This is a genomic window from Leclercia sp. UBA5076, from assembly GCF_002416465.1.
GTDB lineage: Bacteria > Pseudomonadota > Gammaproteobacteria > Enterobacterales > Enterobacteriaceae > Enterobacter.
This window is the reverse complement of the sequence record NZ_DIAO01000008.1, coordinates 140,014-154,513: the sequence shown is the minus strand read 5'-3', so window position 1 is coordinate 154,513 and position 14,500 is coordinate 140,014. Positions and strand designations below refer to the sequence as shown.

16 protein-coding genes are annotated in these 14,500 nt (G+C 53.9%); 6 read left to right on the top strand and 10 right to left on the bottom strand.

What is annotated here, in order from left to right; all coding sequences use genetic code 11:
* Positions 1 to 74 precede the first annotated feature (74 nt).
* Entirely contained in the window at positions 75 to 2,333 is a 2,259-nt protein-coding gene (gene katE, locus B3X29_RS08120; protein WP_156654352.1) for a catalase HPII, read from the bottom strand.
* A 195-nt stretch (positions 2,334 to 2,528) separates the two neighbouring features.
* Here katE and cedA point away from each other — a divergent pair, with 195 nt between their 5' ends.
* The gene (gene cedA / locus B3X29_RS08115; RefSeq protein ID WP_103179292.1) at positions 2,529 to 2,783 is read left to right on the top strand and encodes a cell division activator CedA; all 255 of its coding nucleotides are present in this window, start codon (positions 2,529 to 2,531) and stop codon (positions 2,781 to 2,783) included.
* Between the two features lie 58 nt (positions 2,784 to 2,841).
* Here cedA and B3X29_RS08110 read toward each other — a convergent pair whose 3' ends face one another.
* The 4 genes from B3X29_RS08110 to hxpB form a co-directional block, all read right to left on the bottom strand.
* Complete coding sequence (locus tag B3X29_RS08110) at positions 2,842 to 4,233, bottom strand: L-cystine transporter (protein WP_159339077.1); 1,392 nt, start codon at positions 4,231 to 4,233, stop codon at positions 2,842 to 2,844.
* 129 nt (positions 4,234 to 4,362) lie between these two features.
* Positions 4,363 to 4,953 (bottom strand): metal-dependent hydrolase, encoded by a 591-nt coding sequence (locus tag B3X29_RS08105; RefSeq protein WP_103179294.1) that lies wholly within the window; start codon positions 4,951 to 4,953, stop codon positions 4,363 to 4,365.
* Positions 4,954 to 5,045: 92 nt separating this feature from the next.
* Positions 5,046 to 5,807 carry a 2-dehydro-3-deoxy-D-gluconate 5-dehydrogenase KduD gene (gene kduD, locus B3X29_RS08100; protein ID WP_103823845.1) on the bottom strand — a complete coding sequence of 254 codons (762 nt, stop codon included), beginning with the start codon at positions 5,805 to 5,807 and terminating at the stop codon, positions 5,046 to 5,048.
* 148 nt (positions 5,808 to 5,955) lie between these two features.
* Positions 5,956 to 6,624, bottom strand: a complete 669-nt coding sequence (hxpB, locus tag B3X29_RS08095; protein WP_103179296.1) for a hexitol phosphatase HxpB — start codon at positions 6,622 to 6,624, stop codon at positions 5,956 to 5,958.
* 144 nt (positions 6,625 to 6,768) lie between these two features.
* Here hxpB and B3X29_RS08090 point away from each other — a divergent pair, with 144 nt between their 5' ends.
* Positions 6,769 to 7,305, top strand: coding sequence for a YniB family protein (locus tag B3X29_RS08090; RefSeq protein ID WP_103179297.1), 537 nt, complete (start codon positions 6,769 to 6,771; stop codon positions 7,303 to 7,305).
* Between the two features lie 39 nt (positions 7,306 to 7,344).
* Here B3X29_RS08090 and B3X29_RS08085 read toward each other — a convergent pair whose 3' ends face one another.
* From B3X29_RS08085 to pfkB, 3 genes are all read right to left on the bottom strand, one after another.
* Positions 7,345 to 8,205: a fructosamine kinase family protein gene (locus B3X29_RS08085; RefSeq protein ID WP_103179298.1), complete on the bottom strand. Its 861-nt coding sequence runs from the start codon at positions 8,203 to 8,205 to the stop codon at positions 7,345 to 7,347.
* A gap of 105 nt (positions 8,206 to 8,310) precedes the next feature.
* The gene (gene ghoS, locus B3X29_RS08080) at positions 8,311 to 8,601 is read right to left on the bottom strand and encodes a type V toxin-antitoxin system endoribonuclease antitoxin GhoS (protein ID WP_103179299.1); all 291 of its coding nucleotides are present in this window, start codon (positions 8,599 to 8,601) and stop codon (positions 8,311 to 8,313) included.
* 87 nt (positions 8,602 to 8,688) lie between these two features.
* Positions 8,689 to 9,621, bottom strand: a complete 933-nt coding sequence (gene pfkB, locus B3X29_RS08075) for a 6-phosphofructokinase II (RefSeq protein ID WP_103179300.1) — start codon at positions 9,619 to 9,621, stop codon at positions 8,689 to 8,691.
* 292 nt (positions 9,622 to 9,913) lie between these two features.
* On the opposite strand from pfkB, the gene B3X29_RS08070 reads away from it, so the two are divergent.
* Positions 9,914 to 10,672, top strand: coding sequence for a DUF481 domain-containing protein (locus B3X29_RS08070; protein WP_103179301.1), 759 nt, complete (start codon positions 9,914 to 9,916; stop codon positions 10,670 to 10,672).
* Positions 10,673 to 10,928: 256 nt separating this feature from the next.
* Entirely contained in the window at positions 10,929 to 11,162 is a 234-nt protein-coding gene (locus tag B3X29_RS08065; RefSeq protein ID WP_156654356.1) for a hypothetical protein, read from the top strand.
* A gap of 186 nt (positions 11,163 to 11,348) precedes the next feature.
* Here the strand turns inward: B3X29_RS08065 and yniD are convergent, their stop codons facing one another.
* Both yniD and yncL read right to left on the bottom strand, forming a co-directional pair.
* The gene (gene yniD, locus B3X29_RS08060) at positions 11,349 to 11,456 is read right to left on the bottom strand and encodes a small membrane protein YniD (protein WP_103179303.1); all 108 of its coding nucleotides are present in this window, start codon (positions 11,454 to 11,456) and stop codon (positions 11,349 to 11,351) included.
* 100 nt (positions 11,457 to 11,556) lie between these two features.
* Positions 11,557 to 11,649, bottom strand: coding sequence for a stress response membrane protein YncL (gene yncL / locus B3X29_RS08055; RefSeq protein WP_103179304.1), 93 nt, complete (start codon positions 11,647 to 11,649; stop codon positions 11,557 to 11,559).
* 327 nt (positions 11,650 to 11,976) lie between these two features.
* Here yncL and thrS point away from each other — a divergent pair, with 327 nt between their 5' ends.
* Together thrS and infC are read left to right on the top strand one after the other, a co-directional pair.
* Entirely contained in the window at positions 11,977 to 13,905 is a 1,929-nt protein-coding gene (gene thrS / locus B3X29_RS08050; protein ID WP_103179305.1) for a threonine--tRNA ligase, read from the top strand.
* A gap of 3 nt (positions 13,906 to 13,908) precedes the next feature.
* Positions 13,909 to 14,451, top strand: coding sequence for a translation initiation factor IF-3 (gene infC / locus B3X29_RS08045; RefSeq protein ID WP_023616141.1), 543 nt, complete (start codon positions 13,909 to 13,911; stop codon positions 14,449 to 14,451).
* The last annotated feature ends 49 nt before the right edge of the window (positions 14,452 to 14,500 follow it).

Below are 14,500 nucleotides of genomic sequence, written 5' to 3'. Positions count from 1 at the left end.
GCGCCGGGTTTTATCCGGTTAGCAAATTACACGGAACCGTAGGCCGGGTAAGCGCAAGCGCCACCCGGCTTTTTTTACGCAGGTATTTGGTCAATCTTACTGCTGCGCGACCATACCCGGTGCGCCGCCATCAGCAACGTCAGTTCATCCATAAATGCACCCGCAGCCGTATCGCCTTCGACGATACCCTCTTCGCCCTGATCTGCCACCTTCAGCAGCGGCTTAAACTGACGGGCATCGCCAGCCAGCGCAATCGGCTTGAGATGCTTGTACGCTTCCAGCAGATAGTAAGCCGCGTCGCCGTTATTCAGCAGGCTCTGAATATCGCCGCACGGCACGACGACCGCATCGACGGTCAACGACGGTGAACCGGCGAAGGTGGCCGCCACTGGCAGTACCGAGCCGTCATCGGCGGTGACTTCACCCATGCGCGAATAGAGTAGTTTGGCATGAACGCCTTTGGCCTTGAGCGCCTGGAGCACCGCCAGCACGTCGCTGGCCCGTGGAGTATCGTTCAGCAATACCGCCACCACACGGCCTTTGATATCGCCGCCAGGAACTGCATACAGGCTGAGGGAGGGATCCTTTTGTACGCCGTTCACATCCTGCGGCGGAGCCAGGTTACGCTGCTCGTCGGTAAGGGTGATGCCCAGATTGTCCGCCACCTTCTGGGCCAGCGTGATATCGATATGGGCCAGCTGATCGACCACCCGCTCGCGGATATAGGCCCGCACCACTTTGCTCAGCTCAAAGCTGAAGGCGCCCACAATATGATCCTGCTCAACGGGCGTCTGGCTCTGCCAGAACAGGCGCGGATGGGCATAGTATTCACCGAAAGAGGGGCTACGCTCGCGGATCTTCGATCCCTCCACGCGCTCCTGATAGGACTCGAATCCGCCCCGTTTTGGCCCCGGCGGCGTTTCGCGCGGCCAGTTGTCGTTGATCGAGTTTGGCTCGTAGTTCGCCGGGTTGGTGTCGATCTCCATGCGGTGCATCCCGTCCCGCTGGAAATTATGGTACGGGCAGGTTGGTCGGTTGATTGGGATCTCGTGGAAGTTAGGCCCGCCCAGACGACTGATTTGCGTATCGGTATAGGAGAAGAGACGCCCCTGCAGTAATGGGTCGTTGGTGAAGTCCATCCCGGGGACAATATGCCCTGGGTGGAACGCGGCCTGCTCGTTTTCGGCAAAGAAGTTGTCCGGGTTACGGTTGAGCACCATTTTGCCCACCAGCTGAACCGGCACCAGCTCTTCGGGAATGAGCTTGGTCGGATCGAGGATATCAAAATCAAATTTGAACTCGTCCTCTTCCGGGATCAGCTGGAAACCGAGCTCAAATTCCGGGAAGTCGCCCGCTTCAATGGATTCCCACAGATCGCGGCGATGGAAGTCTGGATCGCGCCCGGTGAGCTTTTGCGCCTCATCCCATACCAGAGAGGCTTTACCGGCGACCGGTTTCCAGTGGAAGCGCACAAAGGTGGCTTTGCCTTCGGCGTTAATCAGCCGGAAGGTATGAATGCCAAAGCCCTCCATGGTGCGGTAGCTGCGCGGAATGCCGCGGTCGGACATCGCCCACATCACGTTGTGCAGGGTTTCCGGCTGCAGCGACACGTAATCCCAGAAGGTATCGTGTGCGCTCTGGCCCTGGGGAATAGCCCAGTGAGGTTCCGGTTTTACGGCGTGAACAAAATCGGGGAACTTGTGTGCGTCCTGAATAAAGAAGATCGGTGTGTTGTTGCCCACCAGATCAAAAACGCCTTCATCAGTGTAAAACTTGGTGGCGAAACCGCGAATATCGCGCACCGTGTCGGCGGAACCTGCGCCGCCCTGTACCGTGGAAAAGCGTACAAAAACCGGCGTGATTTTATCCGGATCCGACAGGAAATCGGCTTTAGTAATCTCTTTCAGGCTTTTATAAGGCTGGAAATAGCCGTGTGCGGCGGAGCCGCGGGCGTGTACGATGCGCTCCGGGATACGTTCATGGTCAAAGTGGGTGATCTTCTCCCGCAGGATAAAGTCTTCCAGCAGGGTGGGGCCGCGCGTACCGGCACGAAGGGAGTTCTGATCGTCACTTATACGCACACCCTGGTTGGTGGTCAACGGGAAGTTTTCCCCCCCTTTGCGAACCCCCTCCAGCGCATTCAGTTTCTGGTTGCCGGTATCAGGTGCCTTCATGCTGCCGGGGGCCGTCGGCTCCTGGCCTGGCGGAGTAGGGACTGGACTTGCGCGGTGAGAACCGTCTGCCGGGGCCAGCGAGTCCATTCCGGGTTTCGCTTCGCTGGCATCGTGAAGCGGGGACTGTTCAGGTTTATGGGTCTTATCATTTTGCGACATTGCACTCGTCTCCTTTTCATTGCTGAAATGCGGCCGTTTTTGCGTCAAAACTCAATAACTATAGAACATTACGGGTTATAAACCGGGTGAAAGGCCGATCTAAGGTCAGAGCTTATGTTGCATAAGACACGTGAGGCGCGACGCAGGAGGGGCAATCGGCTATGATAAGAATTTGCTGATTTTTATGCTTGTTTAGTGAAACTGCTGCTTATGAAACCTCTTCGCCAACAAAACCGCCCTGTGATCAGTTACCAGCCTCGCGTTGAACCTGCGCCGCCAGAACATGCCACCAAAATGGATGGCTTTCGTGACGTCTGGCTGTTACGCGGTAAATATGTGGCCTTTGTGCTGATCGGGGAGCGTTTTCGTCGTTCTCCAGCTTTTACCGTACCGGAATCAGCCCAGCGCTGGGCGCTACAGGTCCGTCAGGATGAAGAGGTTGAGGATTAACAGAGATAAAAAAACCGCCGTCATCACTGAAGGCGGTTTTTTTTAACTCAGAAGGCGATTAACGGTGCGCGAGCTCCGCGTCATTTTCACTTGCCAGGATAGTTTTGTCAGTCTGCTTCAGCCACTGGCTGGTCAGCGTCCCGGCGGTCATGGAGCCGCTGACGTTCAGTGCGGTACGCCCCATGTCGATCAACGGTTCAACGGAGATCAGCAGAGCCACCAGCGTTACCGGGAGACCCAGCGCAGGCAGAACAATCAGTGCCGCGAAGGTTGCGCCGCCGCCCACACCGGCCACACCGGCAGAGCTCACGGTGACAATCCCCACCAGGGTCGCAATCCAGACCGGATCCAGCGGGTTAATCCCAACCGTCGGGGCAACCATCACCGCCAGCATGGCAGGGTAGAGACCCGCACAACCGTTCTGGCCAATCGTTGCACCGAAGGAGGCAGAGAAGCTGGCAATCGATTCCGGCACGCCCAGACGACGGGTCTGCGCTTCCACGTTCAGTGGAATGGAGGCGGCGCTGGAGCGGCTGGTAAAGGCGAAGGTCAGTACCGGCCACACTTTGCGGAAGTATTTCAGCGGGCTGACGCCGTTTACGCTGAGCAGAATGGCGTGAACCACAAACATAATGCCCAGACCGAGATACGAGGCCACCACGAAACTACCCAGCTTAATGATGTCCTGCAGGTTCGAGCCCGCAACCACTTTGGTCATTAGCGCCAGAACGCCATACGGGGTCAGCTGCATCACCAGACGCACCAACTTCATCACCCAGCTCTGCAGGGTATCGATGGCGGTCAGTACGCGCTGGCCTTTCGGCGCATCATCTTTCAGCAGCTTCAGGGCAGCTACGCCCAGGAAGGCGGCAAAAATTACCACGCTGATGATAGACGTCGGGTTGGCACCGGTCAGATCGGCAAACGGGTTTTTCGGGATAAAGGAGAGCAACATCTGCGGAACGGTGAGATCCGCCACTTTACCCGCATAGTTGGTCTCGATGGCGGTCAGGCGCGCGGTCTCCGCGGTGCCCTGCACCAGGCCTTCTGCCGTCAGGCCAAACAGGTTGGTGACCAGCACACCGACCAGCGCCGCGATAAGCGTAGTAAACAGCAGCGTACCGATGGTCAGAAAGCTGATTTTCCCCAGTTGGGAGGCGTTATGCAGACGGGCAACCGCGCTCAGAATAGAGGCGAAGACCAGCGGCATGACGATCATCTGCAGCAACTGGACGTAGCCGTTGCCGACAATGTTAAACCACTGAATAGACTCTTTCAGTACCGGATTGCTGGAACCGTAAATGGCCTGCAGCGCCAGGCCAAAGACCACGCCCATGACCAGACCGACCAGCACTTTTTTAGCCAGGCTCCACTGTTTATGACGCGCCTGCGCCAGCAACAGCAGTAGGCCGACGAACACCACAATGTTCGCGATTAATGGAAAATTCATCCCCGTTCTCCTGATTTAATATCAGATCGGTATCAGTCCGACCTTGTTGGCGCAAGGTTAGCAGAAGTGTGATCCAGTCGCTTATATCCAAATGGAATGGGTTATGCCAAAACGGTTAAGTTTGTCCAGTTACTGCTCACTTTGCAGATGAATAAAGCGGTTGAACTGAAATTGCAGCGAATTGATCATGTGCGAAGACCAGCGCACGGCACCGTTTTCAGGCAGCGTCTGAGGCATCCAGACGGCCCAGGCAAACAGCGCCATGCACAGCGCACGCTCCAGCTGGTTACCTTTTTGCGGCCGGAGGATAGGCAAACGAAAACGCCAGCGGCAGGGCCAGAGGAGGGGAACCCCAGCCGGGGTGAGCATGTCGGCCAGGATATGGCTCAGGTAACCCAGCACCATTCCCTGAATGGCGTCTGCGGGGATAAGCCAGCTGTCGGGCACTTTTAAATAGAAGAGGGTCAGGGCGGCGAACACCGCCAGCAAGCTGTGGGTAAACCCACGATGGCCGCAGGCGCGGGCAATGGGTTTGGAGATCCACTTCAGCCGCTGCCCGAGCAGCGACTTAGGATGATCGATATCCGGTAACAGGCAGGTCAAAACCGCCGATGGCACAATATGCCACCAGTCACCCTGCGCCAGCACCGGTGTAAGCTCAGCGTTCTTGGCAAACACTGCGCAGGCGAGAGAAAAAAGCAGATGACCTTCCGCCGTCATGATAAAACCCACTAAACTGTCGATGCATCCAGTATAGGGATTTTATACAGTATACGGAAGTAGTGACGGTGTAACTCTTTGTCACAAAGCTGTTAACGCGCCAGCCAGCCACCATCGACGGCAAGGGTATAACCGTTCACATAGTCCGAGGCGGAAGAGGCCAGAAACACCGCCGGGCCCTGGAGATCGTCCGGCTTGCCCCAGCGACCCGCCGGAATACGGTCGAGGATCTCTTTGCTGCGCTGTTCGTCGTCGCGTAGCTGCTGGGTGTTGTTGGTCGCCATGTACCCCGGGGCGATTGCATTTACGTTAATACCATGTTGTGCCCACTCGTTGGCTAGCAGCCGGGTGAGCCCCAGCACGCCGCTTTTTGACGCGGTATAAGAGGGAACGCGGATCCCCCCCTGGAAGGAGAGCATGGAAGCGATATTGATAATTTTGCCCCCTTGCCCCTGGGCAATAAACTGGCGGGCCACGGCCTGAGAGAGGAAAAAGACCGACTTCAGGTTGAGGTTCATCACCTCATCCCAGTCTTTCTCACTGAAGGTCAACGCATCTTCCCGGCGAATGGTTCCGGCGTTATTCACCAGGATATCGACCCGCCCCATGCCGGTCACCGCCTGTTCAACCAGACTTTCAATGGCATCCTGCTTGCTGAGGTCGGCCTGAATAGCCAGAAACCGGCGCCCCAGCGCCTTCACGCCTGCGGCGGTCTCTTCCGGAACGCGGCGATTGACGCTGACAATATCGCATCCAGCCTGGGCCAGACCCAGCGCCATGCCCTGGCCGAGGCCGGTATCACAGCCGGTAACGATGGCAACTTTTCCTGAAAGATTAAAGGCATCCAGTATCATACAGACCTCAGTGTGTAGGGGGATATAGTTGTTCTGAGGTAAGCATAGAATCAGTTATCAGGAAGATCAAATTAAAATGAAATGGTGTTTCAAAAATTTTTAAGGCGGTCATGTTTGCGGGCAACAGGGTGCTGCCCGCCAGTGACCATTACCCGCGCAGATGCGCCACGGTAAGTGCCTGCAGGGAGGTCAGTTTGACATCGGCCAGTGCGTAACGCGCGTCGTGCTGGTTCTCTTCCGCAGGAACAACAATTGAGCGCATCCGGGCCGCTTTACTGGCAATCATGCCATTTACCGAGTCTTCCAGCGCCACGCAGGCGGTCGGGTCGACGCCCAGTTTCGCAGCGCAATCCATATAGACCTGCGGATGCGGCTTGCTGTACGGGAGCTTTTCTGCCGAGGCCAGCGCGTCGAAGCTGTCGCGCAGATCGAACATGATCAGCACCTTCTCCAGCATATGCAGCGGCGAGGCGGAGGCCAGACCGACCTTCAGTCCCTGCTCTTTACAGAGTAATACGGCCTCACGCGCGCCTTTGAGTAAGGGACGGGTCTCTTCCACCAGCGTAATGGCGCGGTTGATAATGCGATCGGTCACTTCATCCCGGCCTGGACCTACCCACGGCTGGTGGGCGTACCAGAGATCAACCACCATATCGATGCGCAGGCCGAGGGTATCCGGCAGCTCGTGACGGCGGCTGATATCCACACCCAGGCTCGCCATTACATCCAGTTCAGCCCGATCCCACAGCGGCTCAGAATCAATCAGTAATCCATCCATATCAAAAATGGCAGCAACAATTTGACGTGGCGTCGACATGCAACCTCTCCTTTCGTTGGTTTTAGCAGCGGTAAGCGCTACCTCACCCTGGCAATTTAGCATATCGCCAGTAAAGAGCGGGCGAAAATGAGATCCAGCAGGTAAACTTAGCCACAAAGGATGTAATTTCATAATGAGGAACCAATGACATATCAACAAGCTGGTCGCGTTGCGATACTGAAACAGATCGCCGGATGGGTGATTTTTATCCCATCAGTTATCTCGACCATTATTTCTGTTCTGAAATTTATCTATGACCACAGCGAGAAGCAGGCCGGGATTAATGCCGTGATGCTTGATTTTGCCCATGTCATGATTGAGATGATGCGGTTCAATACCCCATTCCTGAACTTTTTCTGGTACAACTCGCCCACGCCTGATTTTCGGCAGGGGATGAACATCGCGTTCTGGATTATTTTTGCCCTGATCTTTATTGCCCTCGCGCTGCAGGCCTCGGGAGCGCGGATGCGCCGCCAGACGCGCATGATCCGCGAAGGTTTGGAGGCGCAGCTGATTCTGGAGAAAGCGAGAGGGGAGGAGGGCTTGACCCGTGAGCAGATCGAATCACGTATTGTGGTACCGAATAACACTATTTTCCTGCAAATATTCACGCTCTACGTGCTGCCCGTGCTGATGATCGTCGCCGGGTATTTCCTGTTTTCGCTGCTCGGCCTGATCTAAGCGTTCGCTGCCGGGCGCTGAAGCCCGGCAGCCTGCGCGTTATGCCGCCAGTACCCGCTCCAGCGCTCGCTGCGCATTCACCATATGCTCCCCACCAAACAGAATGGCGCGGTTCATCAGCGTATAGAGCTGATACACCGGTTGCCTTTCCAGAAAATCTGCCGGCAGCGGTGATATCGACTGGTAGCCGTCGTAAATTTGCGGCGGCTGTTCAGGATGGAGCGGCAGCATGGCGAGATCGCACTCTCTGTCTCCCCAGTAACAGGCCGGGTCGAAGATGTAGGGGCCGTTCGGCCCCAGCGCGCAGTTGTCCGACCATAAATCGCCATGCAGCAGCGAAGGCTGCGGCTGGTGCGAGGCCAGGCGCTGCTGAATATGATCGACAATGGCGTCAATATTGCCGAACGCCAGCCCTTTTTCCGCTGCCAGCTCCAGCTGCCAGCCGATGCGCTGTTCGGCAAAGAAGGTTGACCAGCGTCGCTGCCAGGCGTTGGGTTGTGGCGTGGTGGAGAGGTCATTGTCAAAATCGAGGCCAAACTGTGGTTGCTCGCTCCACTGATGCAGGCGGGCGATTTGCTGCCCCAGAATAAAGGCATTATGCGCGTCGAGCGGGCGGGGAGGGAGATAGTCCATCACCAGGAAACTGTAGTCACGATCGCTACCGACGGCCCGGACTGTAGGAACAGATACGGTTTTGCTGCGGGAGAGCAGTTCCAGCTGATCGGCTTCTGCTGTGAATATCGGTAACAGTTCACGTTCGTCACATTTTACGAAGAGATCGAGGCCTGCATAGCGCAGATGCCACGCGGCGTGGATTTCGCCTCCTGGCAGCTCATTACGCAGTTCAATTTCACCTTCGCCCAACTGTTCACTCAAAAGATGACTGATAGCCTGCCACATGATCGCTCTCCCATGTTGTCTGCCAGATCATAAAGTTAGCGTGAAACTATGGTAAAAAAATACGAGCTAACGCACAGTTGGGCCGTTTGGTTGGCCCTCGGGCATTTATTGTTGCTCTTTTTGCCAGTTTTCCCAGCGCGTGACTTCAACCTGCGGCTCTTTCCCGGTTGCGCTCTCAACCAGCCCCGACGCCAGCGCCTTCACCTCGTCTTCACCCAGCGGGGTAACCAGACCATAAGTATGGGTGCCCAGCTCATGCAGCGTGCCCTCATCGTCAGTCATGGTCAGTAAAAAACCTCCGCGGGTGAGGTTGTTGTTCATTTCGTTGAGCTCGGTCAGCGTATCTTCATGCACTTTAATGGTTACCACGTAGCGCGCGATCTCTCCACTACTCATCATTCACCTCGTTGTTATCCCGAAATTTTTTAGCATAGTCGATTCATGCTATTTGTCGCCCTCGCCGGCTAACCGGGAGGGCTGTCATTACGCATTTGCCAGATACTTGAATATTTTTTGCGTGTCTTCCAGCGAGCAGAGTCGGGTGCCGTGATTGATGGTCGCCGCGCTGCCTGCTGCCACCCCGTACTGGGTCATCTCCCGTAAGGATGCGCCCTGCGCCAGTTTCAGGGTCATGGCGCCGACCATGCTGTCACCTGCGCCGACGGTGCTCTGGCTTTTCATCGGCGGCGGTACCACTTGTACCGAGCCGGTTTCATCAACGGCCAGCGCCCCCTGCGGTCCCAGGGAGACGACGACCCGCCGCGCTTTGCCGCTTTTCACTAACTCCTCGGCGGCCTTACGCACATCGTCTGGCTGGCTGAGGTCACGATTGACCAGCGCGCTCAGCTCTTTCTGGTTAGGTTTTACCAGCTCAATATTGCCAAGCGTCAGCGCGGCGCTGAGCGCCTCCCCGGAGCTATCGACAATGCAGCGAATGCCGTTCTGCTGGGCAGCGCGGATCAGCTGCGTCAGTTTTTCGGTTTTCACACCGGGTGGCAGACTGCCGCTGATAACCAGCAATGCGCCGCTTTCGATGGCCAGCACTTTCTCTTCAAGCTGGCGAAACTCATCTTCGCTTAATGTCGCACCAGGCATCACAAAGCGGTATTGCTCGTTAGAGGATTCAACGTGAACATGCAGGTTTTGCCGGGTCCAGTCCCGGGCCTCAACCGTATCGACGGCAACCTGCTCGTCGGCAAGGAGTGAGACGAGATGTTCGCCCGTCGCACCGCCCGCGGGGAAGATGGCTGTGGCTTTTCCGCCAAGGTGCGTAATAGCGCGGGCGACGTTAATGCCGCCGCCGCCGGGCTCAAAGACCGGCACGCTGCAGCGGAGTTTACCTTCAGGATAGATTTGTGCCGTCAGGGTAGCGCTGTCCAGGGAAGGGGAGAGCGTCAACGTAAAAATACGATCCATGCTTATCTCCTGTAAGTGAGGTTTGCATTAAGCCTGGCACCGAACCCACAGAAGCGAAAGAAATAACAATATGATTTCTAATATAAATATCTTTACGTAACGTGACTGTTTTTTATAAATATTAGAGGGCTTTGAGATCGTTCTTATTCCAAAAATGAAACAAGAAATCATTGCTATGTTATTTGAGCCTTTTTATAATTTGTTACCTTTCCAAGGATCCCATGGCATTGATCCGCAAGAAAGTTTCCGGGACCGTAATGGTCTCTTTTTTTGTTGTACGGACTCTTTATAAATGAAGCTCTTAAAGACAGTACCCGCTGCGATGATGTTAGCGGGAGGTCTGCTTGCGTCAATGAATGCAGCAGCCGATGATTCCGTTTTTACTGTCATGGATGATCCCTCCACTGCACAGAAACCCTTCGAAGGCAACCTTAACGCAGGTTATCTGGCGCAATCGGGCAATACGAAAAGCTCCTCCCTGACCGCAGACACCACCCTGACCTGGTACGGCAATACTACCGCCTGGTCGCTGTGGGGTAACGCAAGTAACACCTCTTCTAACGATGAGCGTTCTTCCGAGAAATATGCGGTAGGTGGGCGTAGCCGTTTCAATGTGACCGACTATGACTATCTGTTTGGCCAGGCAAGCTGGTTAACCGATCGCTATAACGGCTATCGTGAGCGTGACGTTGCGACCGCCGGTTACGGTCGGCAGTTCCTGAACGGTCCGGTACACAGCTTCCGCTTTGAATTTGGTCCGGGCGTACGTTATGACGAATACACTGACGGCGACACGGAAACTCAGCCGCTGGGCTACGCGTCCGGAACTTATGCATGGCAGATGACCGATAACGCGAAATTCAGCCAGGGCGTTTCTGTCTTTGGCGCTGACGACACCACCGTCAACTCCGAAACCGCGCTTAACGTGGCAATCAACGCCCATTTCGGGCTGAAAGTTGCATACAATGTGACCTGGAACTCCGAGCCGCCAGCGTCTGCGCCGGAACACACCGATCGTAGAACCACCGTCTCTCTGGGCTACAAAATGTAATTATCGCGGGCCAAGAATATATTGGCCCGTTTTTAATTTTTGTGCTGATAAATAATAAACACTGTTTTAGAATATAGCGGCAGCCGATATCTCCATATTCTCTCCATAATTCCTCGCTTCGTTAACTATTCAGTTTATTTGACACGAATTGATAAATATTTTGACTATGCAAAAGTGTGATCCAGATCTAAACTATGAACACAGGCTAGATATTGCCTTAAGTTGGTCTGTATTAATTCAGTAAGAGAAAAACATTATGAATAAAATCGCAACTGCATCTGCAGCATTGGTGCTTTCTGCACTGTCATTCGGCGCATTTGCCGCTGACGCTGTATATAACTCTGCCAGTGACACCTCTACACAAATCGGCATTACCAAAGCCTCTGATGTAGAAGCCGGATCAAACATCGCCCCGGGTTCGCAATCTACCGGGCAGTCCATGGATGACGCATTCGACGTGCATAAACTGGTCGCCGGGGAATGGTCCTGATCGATTTGTCAGATTATCTCCATTCATTTACGGGCTGTTATTGCCACTAAAAAAACCGGATTTTGATGTACCGGTTTTTTTATTTTTGTCATTTTTGTAAAGTTATATAGAACGCGATTTTATATTCGCGCCATTATTACCTACAAGACGCGAAATACCGTTATGGCGTAGGGGAAGGCGAGACGATTAACCCCAAAGCATTGCCGCCCAGCGTAATAACAGCATGGCAACGCAGATGGCGATTAACACAATCACCATCTTCCAGTGTTTTTTTGTAAAGCGTTTCGTTGGCATCCGATCATCCTTGTTCATTGATTCATGGAGTTTACCAAAGAACAAAGATAATTGCGCTTCACCGGGATGCTACATCCTCAGGCGCCTGCAACAACACGCGTCAAAACCAGTGAAACTTATCTGCCAGAATGACGAGTAAGGCGGTGGCAGAAAGAATGTTCAGGATAACGACTGTTTTGCTGGATACGTTCATAATTTGCCCCATGGAATGTTGAAGGACCTTTTCAAGAATAGCTTAGCAGCCCGCTATTGCGAGCAGCTGTCTGAAATTCCACGTCAAACTCATGCAAAAGTACTAACGCGTTCATTCTGCCTGTAAAGGGTGTTTTCACCCTTTTGTTAGTGTTACCATCTTCGGGCTGATCGTAAATTGTCATTTATCTGATTTCGATCCTGTGCATGGTTGCGGGCCAATTTGACGATTGTTGGTCAGATGGTTTTGCAATCCACTGTAAATTAAAGATTATTTTCTTTGCATATGCTCTTATGTGTGGGGCATCACTGCAAATAAGGATATAAAATGCCTGTTATTACTCTTCCTGATGGCAGCCAACGCCATTTTGACCGCGCCGTCAGCCCAATGGATGTTGCGCTGGATATCGGCCCGGGACTGGCGAAAGCCACTATTGCTGGCCGCGTAGATGGTGAGCTGGTTGATGCTTCCGATTTAATTGAAAACGATGCGAAGCTGTCGATCATCACCGCGAAAGACGAAGAAGGTCTGGAGATCATTCGTCACTCCTGCGCACACCTGCTCGGTCATGCGATCAAACAGCTGTGGCCTCACACCAAAATGGCTATCGGCCCGGTTATCGACAACGGCTTCTACTATGACGTTGACCTTGACCACACCCTGACCCAGGAAGATATCGAAGCCCTCGAAAAGCGTATGCACGAGCTGGCTGAGAGCAACTATGACGTCATTAAGAAGAAAGTGAGCTGGCACGAAGCGCGTGAAACCTTCGTGAAGCGTGGTGAAACCTACAAAGTCACTATTCTTGATGAAAACATTGCCCATGATGATAAGCCTGGCTTGTATCATCATGAAGAATATGTCGACATGTGCCGTGGACCGCACGTGCCGAACATGCGTTTCTGCCATCACTTCAAGCTGATGAAGACCGCAGGCGCTTACTGGCGTGGCGACAGCAACAATAAGATGCTGCAACGCATTTACGGTACCGCCTGGGCCGACAAAAAAGCCCTGAACGCGTACCTGCAGCGTCTGGAAGAAGCGGCGAAGCGTGACCACCGTAAAATCGGTAAACAGCTCGACCTGTATCACATGCAGGAAGAGGCGCCGGGTATGGTGTTCTGGCATAACGATGGCTGGACTATCTTCCGCGAACTGGAGACGTTCGTACGCTCCAAGCTGAAAGAGTACCAGTATCAGGAAGTGAAAGGCCCGTTCATGATGGACCGTGTGCTGTGGGAAAAAACCGGCCACTGGGACAACTACAAAGATGCAATGTTCACCACCTCTTCTGAGAACCGTGAATACTGCATTAAGCCGATGAACTGTCCGGGTCACGTTCAGATCTTCAACCAGGGTCTGAAATCCTACCGCGACCTGCCGCTGCGTATGGCGGAGTTCGGTAGCTGCCACCGTAACGAGCCATCAGGCGCGCTGCATGGCCTGATGCGTGTTCGTGGCTTTACGCAGGATGACGCGCATATCTTCTGTACTGAAGATCAGGTGCGTGATGAAGTTAACGCCTGTATTCGTATGGTCTACGATATGTACAGCACCTTTGGCTTCGAGAAGATCGTGGTCAAACTCTCAACTCGTCCTGAAAAACGTATCGGCAGTGACGAGACCTGGGATCGTGCTGAGGCGGACCTGGCCGTCGCGCTGGAAGAGAACGGTATCCCGTTTGAATACCAGCTGGGCGAAGGCGCATTTTACGGTCCGAAAATTGAATTTACCCTGTATGACTGCCTCGATCGTGCATGGCAATGCGGTACTGTACAGCTGGACTTCTCCCTGCCGCAGCGTTTAAGCGCCTCTTACGTTGGCGAAGACAACGAGCGTCAGGTTCCGGTAATGATTCACCGTGCGATTCTCGGTTCTCTGGAGCGCTTCATCGGCATCCTGACCGAAGAGTTCGCTGGCTTCTTCCCAACCTGGCTTGCGCCGGTGCAGGTAGTGGTGATGAACATTACCGATTCTCAGGCTGATTACGTTAAAGAATTGACGCAGAAACTACAAAATGCGGGCATTCGCGTAAAAGCAGACTTGAGAAATGAGAAGATTGGCTTTAAAATCCGCGAGCACACTTTACGTCGTGTCCCGTATATGTTGGTCTGTGGTGATAAAGAGGTGGAAGCAGGCAAAGTTGCCGTTCGCACCCGCCGTGGTAAAGACCTGGGCAGCCTGGACGTAAGTGAAGTGATTGAGAAGCTGCAACAAGAGATTCGCAGCCGCAGTCTTCAACAACTGGAGGAATAAGGTATTAAAGGCGGAAAACGAGTTCAAACGGCACGTCCGAATCGTATCAATGGCGAGATTCGCGCCCAGGAAGTTCGCTTAACAGGTCTGGAAGGCGAGCAGCTGGGGATTGTGAGTCTGAGAGAAGCAATCGAAAAGGCTGAAGAAGCTGGAGTAGATTTAGTTGAAATCAGCCCTAACGCCGAACCGCCAGTTTGTCGTATCATGGACTACGGCAAGTTCCTTTATGAAAAGAGTAAGTCTTCTAAGGAACAGAAGAAGAAGCAAAAAGTTATCCAGGTTAAGGAAATTAAATTCCGTCCTGGTACCGACGATGGCGATTATCAGGTAAAACTCCGCAGCCTGATTCGCTTTCTGGAAGATGGCGATAAGGCCAAGATCACGCTGCGTTTCCGCGGTCGTGAGATGGCCCACCAACAGATCGGTATGGAAGTGCTTAACCGCGTCCGTGACGATCTGAGTGAACTGGCAGTAGTCGAATCCTTCCCTACGAAGATCGAAGGCCGCCAGATGATCATGGTGCTCGCTCCTAAGAAGAAACAGTAAGGCCTTCAAGTAGCAACTCCTGTGGAGCCGACAGGCTTCGCAGGTTTTG

Excerpts from the sequence above, each read along its gene's own strand:
- katE (WP_156654352.1), bottom strand. The coding sequence starts at position 2,333 with ATGTCGCAAAATGATAAGACCCATAAACCTGAACAGTCCCCGCTTCAC.
- B3X29_RS08110 (WP_159339077.1), bottom strand. The coding sequence starts at position 4,233 with ATGAATTTTCCATTAATCGCGAACATTGTGGTGTTCGTCGGCCTACTG.
- B3X29_RS08105 (WP_103179294.1), bottom strand. The coding sequence starts at position 4,953 with ATGACGGCGGAAGGTCATCTGCTTTTTTCTCTCGCCTGCGCAGTGTTT.
- kduD (WP_103823845.1), bottom strand. The coding sequence starts at position 5,807 with ATGATACTGGATGCCTTTAATCTTTCAGGAAAAGTTGCCATCGTTACC.
- hxpB (WP_103179296.1), bottom strand. The coding sequence starts at position 6,624 with ATGTCGACGCCACGTCAAATTGTTGCTGCCATTTTTGATATGGATGGA.
- B3X29_RS08090 (WP_103179297.1), top strand. The coding sequence starts at position 6,769 with ATGACATATCAACAAGCTGGTCGCGTTGCGATACTGAAACAGATCGCC.
- B3X29_RS08085 (WP_103179298.1), bottom strand. The coding sequence starts at position 8,205 with ATGTGGCAGGCTATCAGTCATCTTTTGAGTGAACAGTTGGGCGAAGGT.
- ghoS (WP_103179299.1), bottom strand. The coding sequence starts at position 8,601 with ATGAGTAGTGGAGAGATCGCGCGCTACGTGGTAACCATTAAAGTGCAT.
- pfkB (WP_103179300.1), bottom strand. The coding sequence starts at position 9,621 with ATGGATCGTATTTTTACGTTGACGCTCTCCCCTTCCCTGGACAGCGCT.
- B3X29_RS08070 (WP_103179301.1), top strand. The coding sequence starts at position 9,914 with ATGAAGCTCTTAAAGACAGTACCCGCTGCGATGATGTTAGCGGGAGGT.
- B3X29_RS08065 (WP_156654356.1), top strand. The coding sequence starts at position 10,929 with ATGAATAAAATCGCAACTGCATCTGCAGCATTGGTGCTTTCTGCACTG.
- yniD (WP_103179303.1), bottom strand. The coding sequence starts at position 11,456 with ATGCCAACGAAACGCTTTACAAAAAAACACTGGAAGATGGTGATTGTG.
- yncL (WP_103179304.1), bottom strand. The coding sequence starts at position 11,649 with ATGAACGTATCCAGCAAAACAGTCGTTATCCTGAACATTCTTTCTGCC.
- thrS (WP_103179305.1), top strand. The coding sequence starts at position 11,977 with ATGCCTGTTATTACTCTTCCTGATGGCAGCCAACGCCATTTTGACCGC.